The sequence below is a fragment of the Mesorhizobium sp. M0048 genome (genome assembly GCF_040323405.1).
GTDB lineage: Bacteria > Pseudomonadota > Alphaproteobacteria > Rhizobiales > Rhizobiaceae > Mesorhizobium.
In genome coordinates, this window is sequence record NZ_JAMYUV010000037.1 from 40,251 (window position 1) to 55,901 (window position 15,651).

Here is a 15,651-nt window from a genome sequence, read left to right on the forward strand (position 1 = left end):
GGTTTCCAACCAGAGAGCGAGGATACCATGTTGAAAACCTGCATGATGCTGTTCTTCTGCCTGATGGCGGCCACCGCGGCCGCCCAGCCGCCGCCTTCGGGGCCGCCGGTTCCTAGTGCGGCACTTGCCCCATGCAACGCCACACAATCGAACAGGCCCTGCAAAGCCGAACTCGGCGTGTTCCTGATCACCAACACCGTCCGCAACCTGGCGCAAGCCAAGGTCGACGCCACCAACGCACAGCTGGCCGCCCAGGGACGATCGTCGCGCGCATCGATCGAATCGCTGAAGCAATGGCGGCCGTCGCGCTTTGCGACGCAGATGCTGAACCAGCCGAACAGCTGGTTTGTCAAAGTTCCTTACATCCTGACCATCAAAGTCTCGATCCCTGTGACCTCCGACCGCCACATCGGCATTCCCATAGACGTCAACGTCTTCTGCAGCGGCTGGCAGACCGATTCCAGCCAGGTCATCATCCGCTCGCAACCCGGCCCGGCGAGCTTCGAGGGCGGCAACATCCTCGAGGACGTTTTCAACGTCGGCAATTACATCGACGCGCAGGTACGCAACTCGTTTTCGGCACCCCTACCGGTGACGACGCCGGTTCCAAATTCGAAATGCTCGGCAATAGACGGCTCCGATGCCGGCACGCAGGCTACCGGCGATGATCTCATCTTCTGGACGGTGCCGCGGCGCAACCTGGTGGTGACGGACGCCATAGCCAAGCCGACGGTTGAAGTCACCTTCGACAGCCTCACACGCCTGTCAGCCCGCGACTTCCACAACAATGTCGTCTATGCGGAATCCGAGGCTATAAACCTCAACCTCTACGCCAATGAGGACGGCCTTCAGAAGGCGCTGACCATGCGCGAAGGCGACGCGGCTGCGCTGAACCTTCCCGCAGTACGGCTCGACGCGCGAAAATACGATTCGCTGGTCGTCATCGGCAATGTCGACCAGCCGCCGAACGATCCCAGAGACAGCGCCTTCGCAGTAGCGGCCAAGACTGCGGGATTCGATGCCGGTTCCAAGATCATGCTGATCCCGAAGTGGTATTCGAGGCCGCCGGACCAGTTCAATCCCAAGCCTACATGGATCAGAGTTCCCGCCTATGAGCTGCACTATACGGTGCGCTATCTCAACAGCGGCGAGCTGGCCGTCGATGGTGGAACCAGTACGGTCCGGCCCCCAAAAGTCGCCGTTCCGATAAAGACGCTCATCAAGCCGAAAACGCCCTGACGCGGCCGCTCGCGGATGGCGGCGGCGGTTCAGACCGCTGCCGCCATCCCCCGCGCGGCAGATGCGGCAGCGCTGGCTTCATGGCCTGATCTTGCGGGAACAAACCCGCCGCTGCGCCACGAGCGAGCGGCGCCATCGATGGAGGTGCACGATGCTGCACTTTCCCCACACCATGCCCGCCGTCCGGATCATTGCGGCAATCTCGCTGCTTGCCTTCCCGAACTTCCTGCCGCCGGTCACGATCCCGGCGAACGCGCTGCCGGTCAGCCAATCCTGCCGGATCACCACCTATTACAAGACGGCGGCAAAGGCGACGGAGGTTGGCGTGCGCTCGACGTGCCAGGGCGTTAAAAAATGGGGCGTCACCTCGAAATATTACGAGGTCGAAAAGATCGAAGCCGCTACGCCCCCGCACACGTCGGGCGGCGGCGGCAGCCTGCCGTGCGAGTTTCTCGCCGCCGGCTGCTTCAACCTGCCCGTGAAACGCAACTGAGCGCCAGGCGAACGAGCTAGCCGATCGCCTTCTCCAAAACCAGCGCCGGCAATCCTGAGGCGCCGCCGCAATCGGCCGTGTTGCCGGCGGGCGTGAACCCTCTCGAGCGGTAAAAGGCAACGGCCGGAGCACTTGCTTCCTCGACCTCGACGCGCAGCGTTCGGGCCTCCGGAAAGCTGGCCTCGATCTCGTCCAGCAGGGCCTGGCCGATGCCTTGCCTCTGCCAGGCCGGATGCACGTAAAGCTGGTTCAGCATGACGACCCCGGCATCCGTCGTGGCGGCCGCGAAAGCCATGCCACCGATGCTTTTGCCGTCGTCCGCGACCAGGAATTCCGAGTTCGGTCGTGTCAACCGCGCTTTGAGCGCGGCGATCGAATGCCATTCGTCGGTGATTTCGGTGACCCGCGCCGCGCCGTAGATGGCGTCATAGGTGGCGTGCCATGTCTCCACCAGCAATGCGCGCACCGCCGCAAGATCGCGCTCGCTGGCGGTGCGGACGAACATCCTATTCGATCCCGAGCTTGGCCTTGACCAGCTCGTTGACCACCTGCGGGTTGGCCTTGCCGCCGGTCGCCTTCATCACCTGGCCGACGAACCAGCCGGCCATGGTCGGCTTGGCGCGCGCCTGTTCGACCTTGTCCGGGTTGGCGGCGATCACCTCGTCCACCGCCGTTTCGATAGCCCCGGTATCGGTGACCTGCTTCATGCCGCGGCTTTCGACCAGCTGACGCGGATCGCCGCCCTCGTTCCAGACGATCTCGAACAGATCCTTGGCGATCTTGCCGGAGATGGTGCCCTCCTTGATCAGATCGATGACCGCGCCGAGCTGATCGGGCGAAACCGGAGCATTTTCAATACTCTTGCCGGCTCTGTTCAACGCACCCAGCAAATCGTTGATGACCCAGTTGGCGGCAAGCTTGCCATCGCGACCAGCGGCCACCTTCTCGAAATAGTCGGCGACCGCCTTTTCCGATACCAGGATCGAGGCGTCGTAGGTCGACAGGCCGAGCGAGGAGATCAGCCGTGCCTTCTTGGCGTCCGGAAGTTCAGGCAGGTCCTTTGCCAGCGCATCGACATAGGCCTGGTCGAATTCCAGCGGCAGAAGGTCGGGATCCGGGAAATAGCGATAGTCGTGCGCTTCTTCCTTGGAACGCATCGAGCGCGTTTCGCCCTTATTGGGATCGAACAGCCGCGTTTCCTGGTCGATCTTGCCGCCGTCCTCCAGGATGGCGATCTGGCGGCGCGCCTCGGAGTCGATGGCCTGGCCGATGAAACGGATCGAGTTGACGTTCTTGATCTCGCAGCGCGTGCCGAATTCACCGCCAGGCCGGCGTACCGAGACGTTGACGTCGGCGCGCAGCGAGCCTTCGTCCATGTTGCCGTCGCACGTGCCGAGGTAGCGCACGATGGTGCGCAGCTTGGTGACATAGGCCTTGGCTTCATCGGCGGAGCGCATATCCGGCTTCGAAACGATCTCCATCAGCGCCACGCCGGAGCGGTTGAGATCGACATAGGACATCGTCGCATGCTGGTCGTGCATCGACTTGCCGGCATCCTGCTCCAGATGCAGGCGCTCGATGCCGACCTCGATATCCTCGAACTCGCCCTGCCGGTCGGGGCCGACGGAGACGATCACCTTGCCCTCGCCGACGATCGGTTGCTTGAACTGCGAGATCTGGTAGCCCTGCGGCAGGTCGGGGTAGAAATAGTTTTTCCTGTCGAAGACCGATTTGTGGTTGATCTGGGCCTTCAGGCCCAGACCGGTACGGATCGCCTGCTTGACGCATTCCTCGTTGATCACCGGCAGCATGCCAGGCATCGCCGCATCGACCAGGCTGACATTGGCATTGGGCGCGGCGCCGAAAGTGGTCGAGGCGCCGGAAAACAGCTTTGCCTGCGAGGTCACCTGCGCGTGGACCTCGAGGCCGATGATGATCTCCCAGTGGCCGGTGGCGCCGGGAACCAGGCGCTTGGCGTCGGGCGTGCGGGTATCGATGATGCTCATAAGGGCCTGCATATTGGAATTGCGGATATGCGGAACGCATATTTTGGTGTGCAACTTCGCTAGTGCAAACCGCTTCGCGAGACAAGCGCCAAGCCGCAGGTGCCGACGCGGCACAGGCCCGCAGCTGCCGCGATGGACTGCTATAGCAGCTTGAAAAATTCAAATGGCCGGCAACCCGGCCGCCGCCGCCTCATGCCGTGGCGATATAGGCCCTGATCTCCTCGGCCTCGCGCTCGACATCCTCGATGCGCCGCTTGACCACATCGCCGATCGACACGATGCCGTCGAGCAGCCCGTTCTTTTCCACCGGCAGATGGCGGAAGCGACCCTTGGTCATGATCTCCATCACCTCGTTGACGGTGTGGTTCTCATTGCAGATCTTCACCTTGGGCGTCATCGCCGAGCGGATGGCAAGGTCGAGCGCCGCGGCTCCCTCCTTGGCGAGAACCCGCACCACATCGCGCTCGGAAAGAATGCCGACGATCTTGTGATCGCCGTTGGTGATGACCAGCGCGCCGATCCTGTGTTCGGAAAGCATGCGGATGGCTTCGCTGAGCTTTTCGTTCGGCCCGAGCGTCACCACGTCGTGGCCTTTCGCCTCGAGAATTGCCTTAACAGTCATGGCGTCCTCCTCTGCATTTCCTGCCGGCTCCTGCCCTGGCCGGCTTTCCCTAGGATGAACATGGTGCGCCGCGATCGGTTGCTTTTCAAGTGCGGAGGTCTCAGCTCTCCGGCTCCTCCGTCTGCCGGGGCACCTGCTCTCGCCGATCAAAAAACCGCAGGCCGAAGAAGCCGGCAACAAAGCCGCCAATATGGGCTTCCCAGGCGATCTGGCCGTCAATGCCGGGCGCCAGGCCGAAGAGGCCGGTCGCCAGGTTGATCACCATCCACATGGCGAGAAAGGTGACGACGCCGCGCGAGCGGAGGACCGCCGCCATCGGTAAGGGCCGGCCAGCGAAGGCGGCCCTGCCCGACGAGCGGTCGATGCGGAAGCCGTAGCGCGCCGCCGCGCCCATCATGCCGGAAATCGCGCCGGAGGCGCCGACCAGCGGTGCGTCGCCAAGCGGGTGCATGGCCCAGAACAGCGCCACCGCCGCCAGTCCGGTGGCGGCGAAGAACAGGCTGAAGCGCAGCGCGCCGAAGCGGTTGGCCAACGGTGAGCCGAAGGCCGCAAGCCACACCATATTGATGGCAAGATGGGCAAAGCCGCCATGCAGGAAGGCATAGGTAAAAGGGCTTGAAAACGCGAAGAAATCCAGGTCGAAGCGGCCGGAATAGCGAATCGGCACGAAGGCAGCCCGGACAAGCAGTTCGAAGTCCTGGTCGTCGGTCAGCCAATAGACCCGGATCAGATGGACCGCGACGCAGATGCCGATCACCGCCAGCACCACGGGCGGCAGGTTGAACACCGGCTCGCGGCGCTGCTCCGGTTCGCGGGCGACAGGCCCACCCTGGCCCTGCTCGATCTCCGGTGGGCTTTCTGGGTCACTCATATGGCTTGCACTCAGTCGCTGGATTGGACTTCGCGAGCATGTAGATCACGGCCAACCGAATCACAAACGGCGAATCAGCAGGCCCGAATCGAAAAAGAAGCCGTCCAAGGTTTCCCTTGAACGGCTGGTCGAGCCCCCTTGCTCCCCCTGAACTCTTGACTGAAGTGCTGCCGATCGTCGCAAAACGACCGCTTCTGGAGTGGTTTTTGTGTGCCACAGGGCTGGCAGGCGCGCAACGTAAACTAGTTGTTAACCTTAACCGCCCCGACCCGTGAACAAGTATTAACGATGCTGGCACGCATCCTGCTCCGCAACGCATGTAGGTCTTCGGAGGGCGCCCTTCTGTTCACCGATAGGACATCTGAAGACAGAATGCGCGGAGCAGCATTAGCATGAACCAGACCGGATCGATCACGCTGTTCCATTATTGGAACCGGTTGCGTGACGGACGCCCTGCCCCGAAGCGCTCGGAAGTCGAACCGGCCGACATCAAGTCGCTGCTGGCCGACACGTTCATCCTGGAAAAGGACACGCGCGGCGAAGCGGTGTTCCGGCTGGCCGGCACCAGGCTTTGCGCAGTCTATGGCCGCGAACTCAAGGGGTTTTCATTCCCTTCGCTGTGGCGCGAAAAGGACCAGCGGCTGATCTCGAAGCTCACCGACGGTGTCTTCGACCTGAAATCGGCAGCCCTCATTACCTATGAGGGTTTCAGCCGCAATGGCCGCTCCAACAGGTTTGAGCTGCTCGCGTTGCCGCTCGACGGCGGGGTAGAGAGCCCGCGTTGCCTCGGCGTGATAAGCGCCGTCGAAAAGCCCTTCTGGCTGGGCGCCGACCCGGTTTCCGACGCGTTGATCGATTCGATCCGTGTCGTCGATCCCGACAAGGAGCCGATGTTCCTGAAGAACCGGCCGGCGATAGAGGTTCCCTCGCTCGCCCCGTCGGAATTCGACCCGCCTGAGACGATTTCGGCGCTCGGCCAGGCCCGCCGCATCCGTCACCTGGTCGTCTTCGACGGCGGACGCGAGGAATGATGCCCAAAGCTTAAAGCAACAGCGCCGGATTTTCCCCTTTGTTAACCTGCTTTGTTGTAGTTTTCCGCTGAAATTCCCCGCATCCATGCGCGGAATGCCGAACGGGGTATGGCAGTGATGAGGTCAGCGGCGGTCGACCATGCACCGTCCCAAGCTGAAAGGCGTAACTTTCAGCGCGTCCGCGTGAAGATTTACGGACGCTTCATGCTGGAAGACCGCACCGAACATCCCTGCCAGGTAGTCGACATGTCGCCCGGCAACGTTTCGCTGCGCACCGAGCGCGCCGGCCTGGCTGGCGAAAAGGTCATTGCCTATATCGATCATATCGGACGCATCGAGGGCGTCATTACCCGCACTTTGCAGGATGGCTTTGCGATGACCGTCATCGCGTCGGAGCGCAAGAGGGACAAGCTCGCCGCGCAACTGACCTGGCTTGCCAACAAGCACGAGCTCGACTTGCCGGAAGACCGCCGCCATGAACGCGTCGCGCCGCGCAACCCGACGAGCGTGCTGCAGCTTGCCGACGGACGCCAGTACCAGTGCCGCATCATCGACCTGTCGCTGTCGGGCGCGGCGATCGAGATCGACGTCAAGCCGGCCATCGGCGTCCAGGTGACGCTGGGCACCATGCGCGGCCAGGTGGTGCGCCATTTCGAAGATGGCATCGCCATCGAGTTCGCCGTCATCCAGCGCCCCGAAACGCTTGATACCGAATTCAGCTCACCGCGCGGCTGACGCGGAAGCGTTAGCGCCATCGGGAAGCGAGGCTGGCGACCTTCGCGCCCCCTCGTCCCGCCATCTTAGCTGTTCGAACGGGGCGACGAAGCATGGGAACGCACCCGGCTGGAATCCATAAACAATTCTATACTTAATTGCATCAAATTTTATGTTTATTCTATTGTTGTTTTACTTAATGTCTACTTCGCGCTTTTGCGTCAAATAAATCCAGCCGTGTCATTGTCTCCTCAAACGGGGAGACGGAATAATGAACAGGATGAGGGGCAAGCTGTTGCTGGCGGCAATAGCGATGCAGCTTTTCGGCTGGGGGACTGCAAACGCGGCGGAGCCGGCCTTCATGCACACCGGCGGCCGCACCACACAGCCGGTCGGTCACTACGAATTGTGCCAGCAGTTTCCGCGGGAATGCAATCAGAGGACGCCTGACCAGGCACCGGTCGAGCTCACCCGCAAGCTGTGGGCGACGATCGTCAAGATCAACAATTCGGTCAACAGCAAGGTCGCGCCGCGCACCGACATGGAAATGTGGGGCAAGGAGGAAGTCTGGTCCTTTCCCAATAACGGCTTCGGCGACTGCGAGGACTATGCGCTGGAAAAGCGCCGCGAGCTGATGAGCATCGGCGTGCCGGCCGGCGATCTGCTGATGACGGTCGTGCGTCAGCGCAACGGCGACGGCCATGCTGTGCTGACCGTGCGCACCAGTCTTGGCGAGTTCATCCTCGACAATCTCCAGCCCAAGGTGCTGTCCTGGACCAATACCGGCTACACCTATCTGAAGCGCCAGTCCGACCGGAATTCCGGCGCCTGGGTGACGATCAACGACGGCCGCTCCGACGCGGTCGCCAGCGTCCGCTGAGGACGCCAATGCATGTCGCCCAAAAGCGCGTAGCGGTTTTGGGATAACGACATGCATAAAACAGAGGTTAAGTGCGTCGCATGACTTCGCGCTTTAGGAGAAACCCGGTCGAGTCCCCACCCTCCCCGTCCCCAACGACCGGGTTTAAGGAGCCGGCCCCGTCCCCGGGCCGGCTCCACCATTTCCGGCGGAACAACATCTCGATACAGTTATCTCGGCTTTGCCTCCAACTGCGCTTCGTCATCCAAGCTGTCTCACGATCGTTTGTGGGATACGAGCTGCCGTTTGCCGTCGAAACGCTGTTACTTGCCCCTGATACGGAACGTGTCGACAAAGGCGGAAAACGCCGGAGAGGGATGGCGTCGGCTTGGATAGTACAGGTGGTAACCCTGGAACGTCGGGCACCATTTGGTCAGGACTTCCTGAAGAAGGCCACTCTCAATGTGTGGCAGGACGAGTTCGCGCGGTAGATAGGCCAAGCCCACTCCGTCAAGCGCGGCCTGGATCGCCGGCCCCATGTTGTTAAGCGTCAGTTGCCCCTCGACCCGAGCACTGAACTCGCGCGCTCCTTCCCGCAATTCCCATGCATAGACCGATCCTGACGTCGGCAGCCGGTAGTTGATGCAGTTATGGTCGGTCAGCTCCTGCGGCGTCTGCGGCGGTGTCCGGTGGGCGAAGTAGCGGGGTGAGCCGACGACAGTGTAGGTCACGTCGGCTCCGATGCGCACGGCTACCATGTCCCGGGCAATGGACTCGCCCAGCCGAACACCGGCGTCGAACTGGCGCTCGACGATGTTGGTGAAGGCGTTATCAACCACCAGCTCGACATTGATATCGGGGAAGTCGCTCAGGAACTTTGGCAGCCGGGCGCGGAAGACAATGTCGACCGAATCGTCGGTGCACACCAGGCGAATGTTGCCGGACGGCCTGTCGCGCAGGACGCCGAGAGCGCTGACCTCAGCCGCGATGCCTTCGAAATGCGGTTCGATGCCTTCCTTGAGGCGTTGACCGGCCGCCGTCGGGGCCACGTCGCGCGTGGTGCGAGACAGAAGACGGACGCCAAGCCGCGACTCCAGCGACTTGATGGTGTGGCTAAGAGCCGAAGGAGTGACGCCGAGCTTGGCGGCTGCTCGGGTGAAGCTCCGCGTCCGGGTGATCTCCAGAAACGCGCGCATTTCGGCGAACTCGTCGCGTGGCATTGATGAGCCTCATTCACAACCACATCAAAATTATACCCGCTAGTCGCATTTGGCCAGCCCGACTACTTAATTCGGGAACGGACAGGAGACTGCCTTATGACCATTGAACTCGCGCTGGGCGAGGCCGCCGCTGCTGACAGCACGACGACCCCATGGTCTGCGGTGGTCTGCCTGTCGCTGCTGACCTTCCTTCTAGTCGGACTGGAGTTCCTGCCGGTGAGCCTGCTCACCCCGATCGCTCAGGATCTGGCCGTCTCCGAGGGTCAGGCCGGCCAGGCAATCGCGGTATCCGGATTCTTCGCCGTGGTTACCAGCCTCTTCGGCAACTCGCTGTTGCGAAACGTCGATCGACGGACGGTGGTTCTGCTCCATACGGCAGTGCTGGCCGCATCGAGCCTGGCGGTGGCGGTTGCTCCCAACTTCCTGGTCTTCCTGGCCGGGCGGGCGCTTGTCGGCATCGCGATCGGCGGTTTCTGGTCACTGTCGACGGCCATTCTGGCCCGCTTGGCCCCGGGACCCGACCTGCCCAAGGCCATTGCCTTGCTCCAGGGTGGCACTGCGTTCGCATTGGTGATCGCCGCGCCCGTCGGCAGCTTCCTCGGATCGCTGATCGGATGGCGGGGAACCTTTTTCGTCACTGTCCCCATCGGCCTTGCGGCGCTCGTGTGGCAGTTGGCCGTTCTCCCGAAGATGCCACCGATGGAGGCCGCCTCGGTGTCGAGCATGTTCCGCTTGCTGCGGAATCGCAGATTCGCCATCGGCATGGGCGCAACCGGGCTCGCGTTCATCGGGCAGAACGCGCTCTCGATCTACCTGCGGCCGTTTCTGGAAAACGTGACGGGCCTCGAGGTCAACACCCTCTCAATGGCTCTGTTGGGCGTCGGCCTCGGCGGCCTGGCGGGACTGTCGATCATCGGCCTCATACTCCGGCGGCACCTCACAGCCGTGCTGATCGGGCTGCCGAGTGCACTCGCGGTCTTCGCTCTACTGCTGATTGCCTTTGGACCGTTTGCACGCGCCACGGCCGGCCTGCTGGTTCTTTGGGGACTGTTCGCGACCCCGATCCCGGTGGCGTGGAACACCTGGATGACCACGCTCATCCCTGAAGACCTGGAGGCCGGGGGCGGACTCCAGGTCGCCCTGATCCAGTTCGCGATCGCGGGCGGCGCTATCGCGGGAGGCCTGCTGTTCGACGCGGCCGGCTGGTGGAGCGCCTTCCTTCTCGCCGCCGTCCTGCTCACGGGTTCGGCCTTGCTCGCCGCCTCGGCCGGCCCCCGCACCTGAACTCTTTCAATTCTTGTCTAGGAGAATCTCATGTCCGAAGGAATCGAGAACAAGGTCGTCGTCATCACCGGTGCCAGCAGTGGCCTCGGTGAAGCGACGGCACGCCATCTTGCCGCGCGAGGCGCTTCCGTGGTCCTGGGTGCACGCCGGTCACACCGCATCGACGCGCTTGTCCAGGAACTGACCGCCGCTGGGCTCAAAGCCAAGGCCGTCACTACGGACGTCACCGACGCCGGCCAGGTCCAGAACCTGGTGAACACGGCGGTCCGGGAATTCGGCCGCATCGACGTGATGCTGAACAATGCGGGCCTCATGCCGTTGGCCCCGCTCGAACGGCTCAAGATTGACGACTGGGACCGGATGATCGACGTCAACATCAAGGGCGTCCTTTACGGCATCGCGGCCGCACTTCCGTACATGAAGGAACAGCGATCGGGCCACATTATCAATGTCTCGTCCGTATACGGCCATGTGGTCGACCCGGGTGCGGCGGTCTATTGCGCCACCAAGTTCGCCGTGCGTGCGCTGTCCGAGGGCCTGCGGAAAGAGGTGAAACCCTACAACATCCGCACCACGGTGATCTCGCCGGGCGCTGTCACCACAGAGTTGCTTGAGCACATCAGCGAGAAGGATATCCAGCAGGACACCAGGGACTTCGTGAGCAAGATCGCCGTGGGGCCAGATACGTTTGCCCGCACGGTCGCCTTCGCGATCAACGAGCCGGACGATGTCGATATCAACGAGATCTTGTTCCGGCCGACCGCCCAGCCGGTTTGACTTGGAAGGGGCTATGCTTTCGGTATCCCAAGGCCGGCTCCACCATTTCTGGATCGGCTAGACCTTCTTCAGCCCAGCCCTGAATCGCCTGCCGTTGGCCACATAATGCGCGGCCGAGGCGCGCAGCCTGGCGATTGCGGCTTCGTCGAGCGTCCTGACGACGCGCGCGGGCGAGCCGACGATCAGCGAATTGTCGGGGAATTGCTTACCTTCGGTGACCAGCGCGCCGGCCCCGACCAGCGAGTTGTTACCGATCTTCGCGCCGTTCAGCACGATGGCGCCCATGCCGATCAGGCTGTTGTCGCCGATCGTGCAGCCATGCAGCAAGGCACGGTGGCCGATCGTGCAGCCTTGGCCGACGGTCAGCGGAAAGCCCGCGTCGGTGTGCATGATTGTGTGCTCCTGCACGTTTGTGTCGGCGCCGATGACGATCGGCTCGTCGTCGCCGCGGATAACGACGCCGAACCAGAAGCCGGCATTGCGGCCGATCCTGATATTGCCGATCAGCGTGGCGTTGGGCGCGATCCAGTTGCTGTCGGCGTCCTCGAAGGCGGGCGCTTTTCCGTCAATCGCGTAGATCGGCATTGCTGTCTCCAGATCGTCTCACACCGACAAGCTGCCAGACCCTAGAAGCGAAGCCGCCCAGGACGCAATGGCGATCACCACCATGCCCAGCGCCAGCGCCCAGATGGTCGCCGTACAGCCGCAGGAGATCAGCCCCAGCACCGAGATGCGACGCTCGCGCCAGGCGTCCAGCGCCTCGTTGGCGAACATCAGCGGCCCGGCGCAAGCCGTCGCCGCGAGCGAGCGCAGCATGTGCTTCGACGATACATAGGGCTGGACGAAGGCAAGCTTGCGGCCGGCGATCAGCTCCATCGCCGATCCGGCCAGGCCGCAAGCCGTCAGCCCGGCCATAAAACTGAATATGATTTGTTCGACCGGCCCCATCTTTACCCTCCGTTTACCATAAAATCGCACAGTCGCCTGCAAAAGCTGCGTAGCAAGAGCCGTGCCGCGCCGAAATGTGCCGCTCAGGCACACCCGACGGGACGGTAAACGAGGGCCGCGATGAAGCAGGCAGCCGCCACGGAGGGCCCGCAACTCAGCGTCGTCGATTCGACGCTGATGAAGCGGGTGTTTTATGCGTTCGCGACGCTGGCGCTGCTTTCCGTGGCGATCAGCCTCGGCGGCAAATGGTTCGGCCGCTCGATCGCCATGCCCGGGTACACCGACGACACCACGGTCCACAAGGTCGTCATCGGCAACAACATCATCGCCGTGCCGGCCAATGTCATCCGCTTTGCCCAGGCCCGGCGCGACGGCATCGCCTCACGGCTTGACCTCTATCTGCGCTATCCCGAGATGGACGGCTACAGCGAGGCTGCCCGCAACGACTTCAACCACACCGGACCCAGCAAGGACATCGTCTTCCTGTCGTTCGAGCCGCAGATGATGTCGCGCGACATGAGCGGCCGCTTTGCGCCGATCTACAGTGCGCTGATTGCCAAGCCGGGTACGCCCGGCCCTGGCGGCACGACGCTTTACGCCTTCAGCGAAAAATCGGGCTATCTCAACGAAGTGCTGGCGGTCGCCGACCGCCCCGGCAAGGATCCGTTTGTCGCACGCTGCCTGAGCGGCCCGAGCGCGGACGAATCGCTAGCGCCCTGCGAGCGCGACATCCTGGTCGGCGACAATCTCAGCCTCACCTACCGCTTCCCCCGGGAATTCCTTGGCGACTGGCAGGCGCTCGACGCGGCGATTTTGGGCGAGGCAGCGCGTGTGCTGAAGACCGGGCGGTAAGCAACGAAACGAGCCGTTCCGTAGCGATACTTCGCGCCCCTCTCTGTCCTGCCGGACATCTCCACGAGAGGGTAGATCGGCCGTCATCTTGGCTTTCGCCAATCTCCAATGTTGCAGGAAGAGTGCAGCGCCAAGGCTGCCAATCTCCCCCCAAGTGGGGGAGATGGCCGGCAGGCCAGCGGGAGGCGCTGTCCCGCCGGCGTCTTGCAAGGTTCCGTACCGCCGCTGCGCTTGAGGCGTAGCGGCCAGCTAAATCTCCGGCTCAGGCCAGATCGATGTCGAGGATCGCCATCGAGAAATTATAGTCGCCGTCGTCCTCGTCCTTGAAGACGATGCCGAGGAACTCGTCGCCGACATAGACCTCGGCCGAATCTTCCTTGCGCGGCCGCGCCTTCACTTCGAGTTTGGGATTCTGGAAGGTGCGCTTGAAATAGGCGTCCAGCTTTCTGATTTCGTCCGGCTTCAACAGTCTTCTCCGATCGTCGCTTGCTAAAGTGCGTCGCGTCTGAAGAGATCGATGCGACGCGCTTTGAATCTTGCTTCATCCATGTCGCTATCCCAAAACCGCTGGGCACTTTTGGGCGACATGCATTGGTGAGCGCGCTTCTGGCACGTCGACAATGGCCATGTAAAGGCAAGCCGGCATAGGGGGCAGGAATTCAGCCCCTGCCCGAGCACTCAGATGTCGAAGCTGACGACGTGGTCCATCGTCTGCGATGGCAACAGCTGGTCCATCTGCCGCGACGGCTGATCGCAGCCGGTCTCGCCGACGACGCGGGCCGGCACGCCGGCAACCGTCTTGTTGTGCGGCACCGGCGACAGCACCACCGAGCCGGCCGCGATCTTCGAGCAATGGCCGATCTCGATGTTGCCGAGGATCTTGGCGCCGGCGCCGATCAGCACGCCGTAGCGGATCTTGGGGTGGCGGTCGCCGCCGGCCTTGCCGGTGCCGCCCAGCGTGACGCCGTGCAGGATCGACACGTCGTCCTCGATCACCGCCGTCTGGCCGACGACGAGGCCGGTGGCGTGGTCGAGGAAGATGCCCTTGCCGATGCGGGCGGCCGGATTGATGTCGGTCTGGAACACCGAGGACGACCGGCTCTGCAAATACAACGCGAAATCCTGGCGGCCCTGGTTCCACAGCCAATGCGCCAGCCGGTGCGTCTGGATGGCATGAAAACCCTTGAAGTAGAGCACCGGCATGATGAAGCGGTCGCAGGCCGGATCGCGGTCGTAATAGGCCTGGATGTCGACGCGCACCGTCGTCGACCAATCCTTGTCGTCGGCCGCCATTGCCTTGAATGTCTGGCGAATGAGGTCGGAGCCAATGTCCTGGTGGGCGAGGCGCTCGGCCAGCCGGTGAATGACCGCTTCTTCCAGGTTTTCCTGGTTGAGGATGGTCGAATAGAGGAACGCCGCCAGCAGCGGATCGCGGTTGACCGCTTCCATCGCTTCATCGCGGATCGAACGCCAGATCGGATCTACCGGCTGCACCATGGTGGGACGAGAAATCGTAACGCTGTTCATCTGATGTCTCCGGCCATCCAATGTCTCGGCCATCCACTGTCTCGGTTGCGGCTTGCCTATTCTCCGGCCGCACCTATAAGCCAGATCATAGCACGGGTGAACTCAATTTTCCTTAGTGCTTCGTCAAATGGATTTGGTTGGCGGAATTTCAAGCAGCCATGGAAAACGCAACCTTGATCGACGAGACCCTGAAGCGCGAGCTTTCCGCGCTCTATGAGGCCCAAGATCGCCACTACCACGACCTTGGCCATATCGAGGCGATGCTGGCGCTGGCCAATGATTACAAGGCGTTGCTGCACGATCCTGAAGCAGTCGAAGCGGCGATCTGGTTCCACGACGCGATCTACGACAGCCGCGCCAAGGACAATGAGGCGAGGAGTGCCGCACTTGCCGAGGAGAAGCTCGCCGGCCGCGCCGACGCACAACGCATCGGTCGCATCGCGGCGATGATCACTGCAACTGCCAGCCACGAATTGCCGCCCCTTGGCGATCAACATTCGGTTCGTGACGCGGCGCTGTTCCTCGACATGGACCTGGCGATCCTGGGTGCCGCGCCCGACGTGTTCGACGCCTACGAACAGGCGGTTCGCCGCGAATACCAGTGGGTCGACGAGCCGATGTGGCGGGCCGGCCGTGCCGCGGTCCTGAAGGGCTTCCGCGCGCGTCCGCATATCTTTCACAGCGAGGAATTCCGCCGGCGCTTCGAAACGCGGGCCAAGCAAAACATTGCACGCTCGCTCAGGGCGCTCGACAATCGCCCAGGCGGATCGTAGGTCGACGCGTCGCTCGCTGGCCCGCCGGAGGTTTGCCCGAAATCAGGTGAATGCGCCAAAAGTCGATGCCATTCCCCACAACATGAACACCCCAGCCGCCAGCGACGCACCATTGACCACGATGCCAGCCAGGCCGAGCACACGATTGTCGTTTGGGCGACCAACGGCCATCAACCCGAAGACCACTCCCGTAAGATGTGCCAAAGGCCCGGCCAGAAAAAATACCGCAGCGAAGAAGCCCGTCGCACTGTTCTGGAGCAGCGGAGACGCGTCGCTCGGCATTGCTATCAACGCGGTGATCGCCATCGCCCCTGCCGCTAAAGCAGCCAGCGCTAGAGCACGTCCTGTTTAATCCGGTTCATATCCTGCGGCTTTGAAGTAGTTGGCGCATTCGGCTGGGGTGAAGAGGTCGACGACTGCGCCGACCGCGTCCCA

The 15,651-nt window shown here is 62.5% G+C and carries 19 protein-coding genes; 9 read left to right on the top strand and 10 right to left on the bottom strand.

Going from position 1 to position 15,651, the window contains the following annotated elements; all coding sequences use genetic code 11:
• Nucleotides 1-27: 27 nt before the first annotated feature.
• Nucleotides 28-1,239 (top strand): hypothetical protein, encoded by a 1,212-nt coding sequence (locus tag NKJ84_RS24345; protein ID WP_352508572.1) that lies wholly within the window; start codon nucleotides 28-30, stop codon nucleotides 1,237-1,239.
• 151 nt (nucleotides 1,240-1,390) lie between these two features.
• The gene (locus tag NKJ84_RS24350) at nucleotides 1,391-1,732 is read left to right on the top strand and encodes a hypothetical protein (RefSeq protein WP_352508573.1); all 342 of its coding nucleotides are present in this window, start codon (nucleotides 1,391-1,393) and stop codon (nucleotides 1,730-1,732) included.
• 16 nt (nucleotides 1,733-1,748) lie between these two features.
• Here NKJ84_RS24350 and NKJ84_RS24355 read toward each other — a convergent pair whose 3' ends face one another.
• The 4 genes from NKJ84_RS24355 to NKJ84_RS24370 all read right to left on the bottom strand — a co-directional run bounded on the left by NKJ84_RS24355 (nucleotide 1,749) and on the right by NKJ84_RS24370 (nucleotide 5,231).
• The gene (locus NKJ84_RS24355) at nucleotides 1,749-2,237 is read right to left on the bottom strand and encodes a GNAT family N-acetyltransferase (protein ID WP_352508574.1); all 489 of its coding nucleotides are present in this window, start codon (nucleotides 2,235-2,237) and stop codon (nucleotides 1,749-1,751) included.
• Between the two features lies 1 nt (nucleotide 2,238).
• Nucleotides 2,239-3,738 (bottom strand): Asp-tRNA(Asn)/Glu-tRNA(Gln) amidotransferase subunit GatB, encoded by a 1,500-nt coding sequence (gene gatB, locus NKJ84_RS24360; RefSeq protein WP_352508575.1) that lies wholly within the window; start codon nucleotides 3,736-3,738, stop codon nucleotides 2,239-2,241.
• 190 nt (nucleotides 3,739-3,928) lie between these two features.
• Nucleotides 3,929-4,360: a CBS domain-containing protein gene (locus NKJ84_RS24365; protein ID WP_023717464.1), complete on the bottom strand. Its 432-nt coding sequence runs from the start codon at nucleotides 4,358-4,360 to the stop codon at nucleotides 3,929-3,931.
• Between the two features lie 100 nt (nucleotides 4,361-4,460).
• Entirely contained in the window at nucleotides 4,461-5,231 is a 771-nt protein-coding gene (locus tag NKJ84_RS24370; protein ID WP_352508576.1) for a rhomboid family intramembrane serine protease, read from the bottom strand.
• A 392-nt stretch (nucleotides 5,232-5,623) separates the two neighbouring features.
• On the opposite strand from NKJ84_RS24370, the gene NKJ84_RS24375 reads away from it, so the two are divergent.
• From NKJ84_RS24375 to NKJ84_RS24385, 3 genes are all read left to right on the top strand, one after another.
• Nucleotides 5,624-6,262: a PAS domain-containing protein gene (locus NKJ84_RS24375; RefSeq protein ID WP_352508577.1), complete on the top strand. Its 639-nt coding sequence runs from the start codon at nucleotides 5,624-5,626 to the stop codon at nucleotides 6,260-6,262.
• A gap of 117 nt (nucleotides 6,263-6,379) precedes the next feature.
• Nucleotides 6,380-6,997 carry a PilZ domain-containing protein gene (locus NKJ84_RS24380; protein WP_254817716.1) on the top strand — a complete coding sequence of 206 codons (618 nt, stop codon included), beginning with the start codon at nucleotides 6,380-6,382 and terminating at the stop codon, nucleotides 6,995-6,997.
• A gap of 259 nt (nucleotides 6,998-7,256) precedes the next feature.
• Nucleotides 7,257-7,856: a transglutaminase-like cysteine peptidase gene (locus tag NKJ84_RS24385; protein WP_352508589.1), complete on the top strand. Its 600-nt coding sequence runs from the start codon at nucleotides 7,257-7,259 to the stop codon at nucleotides 7,854-7,856.
• Nucleotides 7,857-8,158: 302 nt separating this feature from the next.
• Here the strand turns inward: NKJ84_RS24385 and NKJ84_RS24390 are convergent, their stop codons facing one another.
• The gene (locus NKJ84_RS24390; protein WP_352508578.1) at nucleotides 8,159-9,055 is read right to left on the bottom strand and encodes a LysR family transcriptional regulator; all 897 of its coding nucleotides are present in this window, start codon (nucleotides 9,053-9,055) and stop codon (nucleotides 8,159-8,161) included.
• 96 nt (nucleotides 9,056-9,151) lie between these two features.
• Between NKJ84_RS24390 and NKJ84_RS24395 the strand changes: the two genes are divergently transcribed.
• On the top strand, nucleotides 9,152-10,339 hold the full coding sequence (locus NKJ84_RS24395; RefSeq protein WP_352508579.1) for an MFS transporter: 1,188 nt from the start codon (nucleotides 9,152-9,154) through the stop codon (nucleotides 10,337-10,339).
• 30 nt (nucleotides 10,340-10,369) lie between these two features.
• A complete protein-coding gene (locus NKJ84_RS24400; protein WP_352508580.1) occupies nucleotides 10,370-11,116 on the top strand; it encodes an SDR family oxidoreductase in 747 nt (248 codons plus the stop codon).
• A 57-nt stretch (nucleotides 11,117-11,173) separates the two neighbouring features.
• Here NKJ84_RS24400 and NKJ84_RS24405 read toward each other — a convergent pair whose 3' ends face one another.
• Both NKJ84_RS24405 and NKJ84_RS24410 read right to left on the bottom strand, forming a co-directional pair.
• On the bottom strand, nucleotides 11,174-11,701 hold the full coding sequence (locus tag NKJ84_RS24405; RefSeq protein ID WP_352508581.1) for a gamma carbonic anhydrase family protein: 528 nt from the start codon (nucleotides 11,699-11,701) through the stop codon (nucleotides 11,174-11,176).
• Between the two features lie 18 nt (nucleotides 11,702-11,719).
• Complete coding sequence (locus tag NKJ84_RS24410; protein ID WP_352508582.1) at nucleotides 11,720-12,064, bottom strand: DUF6949 family protein; 345 nt, start codon at nucleotides 12,062-12,064, stop codon at nucleotides 11,720-11,722.
• A 120-nt stretch (nucleotides 12,065-12,184) separates the two neighbouring features.
• On the opposite strand from NKJ84_RS24410, the gene NKJ84_RS24415 reads away from it, so the two are divergent.
• Nucleotides 12,185-12,916 carry a hypothetical protein gene (locus tag NKJ84_RS24415; protein ID WP_352508583.1) on the top strand — a complete coding sequence of 244 codons (732 nt, stop codon included), beginning with the start codon at nucleotides 12,185-12,187 and terminating at the stop codon, nucleotides 12,914-12,916.
• 262 nt (nucleotides 12,917-13,178) lie between these two features.
• On the opposite strand, the gene NKJ84_RS24420 is transcribed toward NKJ84_RS24415, so the two are convergent.
• Together NKJ84_RS24420 and cysE are read right to left on the bottom strand one after the other, a co-directional pair.
• The gene (locus NKJ84_RS24420; RefSeq protein WP_023674799.1) at nucleotides 13,179-13,382 is read right to left on the bottom strand and encodes a DUF3126 family protein; all 204 of its coding nucleotides are present in this window, start codon (nucleotides 13,380-13,382) and stop codon (nucleotides 13,179-13,181) included.
• Nucleotides 13,383-13,594: 212 nt separating this feature from the next.
• Complete coding sequence (gene cysE, locus NKJ84_RS24425) at nucleotides 13,595-14,443, bottom strand: serine O-acetyltransferase (RefSeq protein WP_254817710.1); 849 nt, start codon at nucleotides 14,441-14,443, stop codon at nucleotides 13,595-13,597.
• A 158-nt stretch (nucleotides 14,444-14,601) separates the two neighbouring features.
• Between cysE and NKJ84_RS24430 the strand changes: the two genes are divergently transcribed.
• Nucleotides 14,602-15,216, top strand: a complete 615-nt coding sequence (locus tag NKJ84_RS24430) for an HD domain-containing protein (protein WP_352508584.1) — start codon at nucleotides 14,602-14,604, stop codon at nucleotides 15,214-15,216.
• A gap of 42 nt (nucleotides 15,217-15,258) precedes the next feature.
• On the opposite strand, the gene NKJ84_RS24435 is transcribed toward NKJ84_RS24430, so the two are convergent.
• Nucleotides 15,259-15,522 (bottom strand): hypothetical protein, encoded by a 264-nt coding sequence (locus NKJ84_RS24435; protein WP_352508585.1) that lies wholly within the window; start codon nucleotides 15,520-15,522, stop codon nucleotides 15,259-15,261.
• Between the last annotated feature and the right edge of the window lie 129 nt (nucleotides 15,523-15,651).

Coding starts and splice junctions, on each gene's coding strand:
- NKJ84_RS24395 (WP_352508579.1), top strand. CDS start 9,152: ATGACCATTGAACTCGCGCTGGGCGAGGCCGCCGCTGCTGACAGCACG.
- NKJ84_RS24410 (WP_352508582.1), bottom strand. CDS start 12,064: ATGGGGCCGGTCGAACAAATCATATTCAGTTTTATGGCCGGGCTGACG.
- NKJ84_RS24365 (WP_023717464.1), bottom strand. CDS start 4,360: ATGACTGTTAAGGCAATTCTCGAGGCGAAAGGCCACGACGTGGTGACG.
- NKJ84_RS24385 (WP_352508589.1), top strand. CDS start 7,257: ATGAGGGGCAAGCTGTTGCTGGCGGCAATAGCGATGCAGCTTTTCGGC.
- NKJ84_RS24405 (WP_352508581.1), bottom strand. CDS start 11,701: ATGCCGATCTACGCGATTGACGGAAAAGCGCCCGCCTTCGAGGACGCC.
- gatB (WP_352508575.1), bottom strand. CDS start 3,738: ATGAGCATCATCGATACCCGCACGCCCGACGCCAAGCGCCTGGTTCCC.
- NKJ84_RS24375 (WP_352508577.1), top strand. CDS start 5,624: ATGAACCAGACCGGATCGATCACGCTGTTCCATTATTGGAACCGGTTG.
- NKJ84_RS24355 (WP_352508574.1), bottom strand. CDS start 2,237: ATGTTCGTCCGCACCGCCAGCGAGCGCGATCTTGCGGCGGTGCGCGCA.
- NKJ84_RS24435 (WP_352508585.1), bottom strand. CDS start 15,522: ATGGCGATCACCGCGTTGATAGCAATGCCGAGCGACGCGTCTCCGCTG.
- NKJ84_RS24415 (WP_352508583.1), top strand. CDS start 12,185: ATGAAGCAGGCAGCCGCCACGGAGGGCCCGCAACTCAGCGTCGTCGAT.
- NKJ84_RS24350 (WP_352508573.1), top strand. CDS start 1,391: ATGCTGCACTTTCCCCACACCATGCCCGCCGTCCGGATCATTGCGGCA.
- NKJ84_RS24400 (WP_352508580.1), top strand. CDS start 10,370: ATGTCCGAAGGAATCGAGAACAAGGTCGTCGTCATCACCGGTGCCAGC.
- NKJ84_RS24345 (WP_352508572.1), top strand. CDS start 28: ATGTTGAAAACCTGCATGATGCTGTTCTTCTGCCTGATGGCGGCCACC.
- cysE (WP_254817710.1), bottom strand. CDS start 14,443: ATGAACAGCGTTACGATTTCTCGTCCCACCATGGTGCAGCCGGTAGAT.
- NKJ84_RS24380 (WP_254817716.1), top strand. CDS start 6,380: ATGAGGTCAGCGGCGGTCGACCATGCACCGTCCCAAGCTGAAAGGCGT.
- NKJ84_RS24390 (WP_352508578.1), bottom strand. CDS start 9,055: ATGCCACGCGACGAGTTCGCCGAAATGCGCGCGTTTCTGGAGATCACC.
- NKJ84_RS24430 (WP_352508584.1), top strand. CDS start 14,602: ATGGAAAACGCAACCTTGATCGACGAGACCCTGAAGCGCGAGCTTTCC.
- NKJ84_RS24370 (WP_352508576.1), bottom strand. CDS start 5,231: ATGAGTGACCCAGAAAGCCCACCGGAGATCGAGCAGGGCCAGGGTGGG.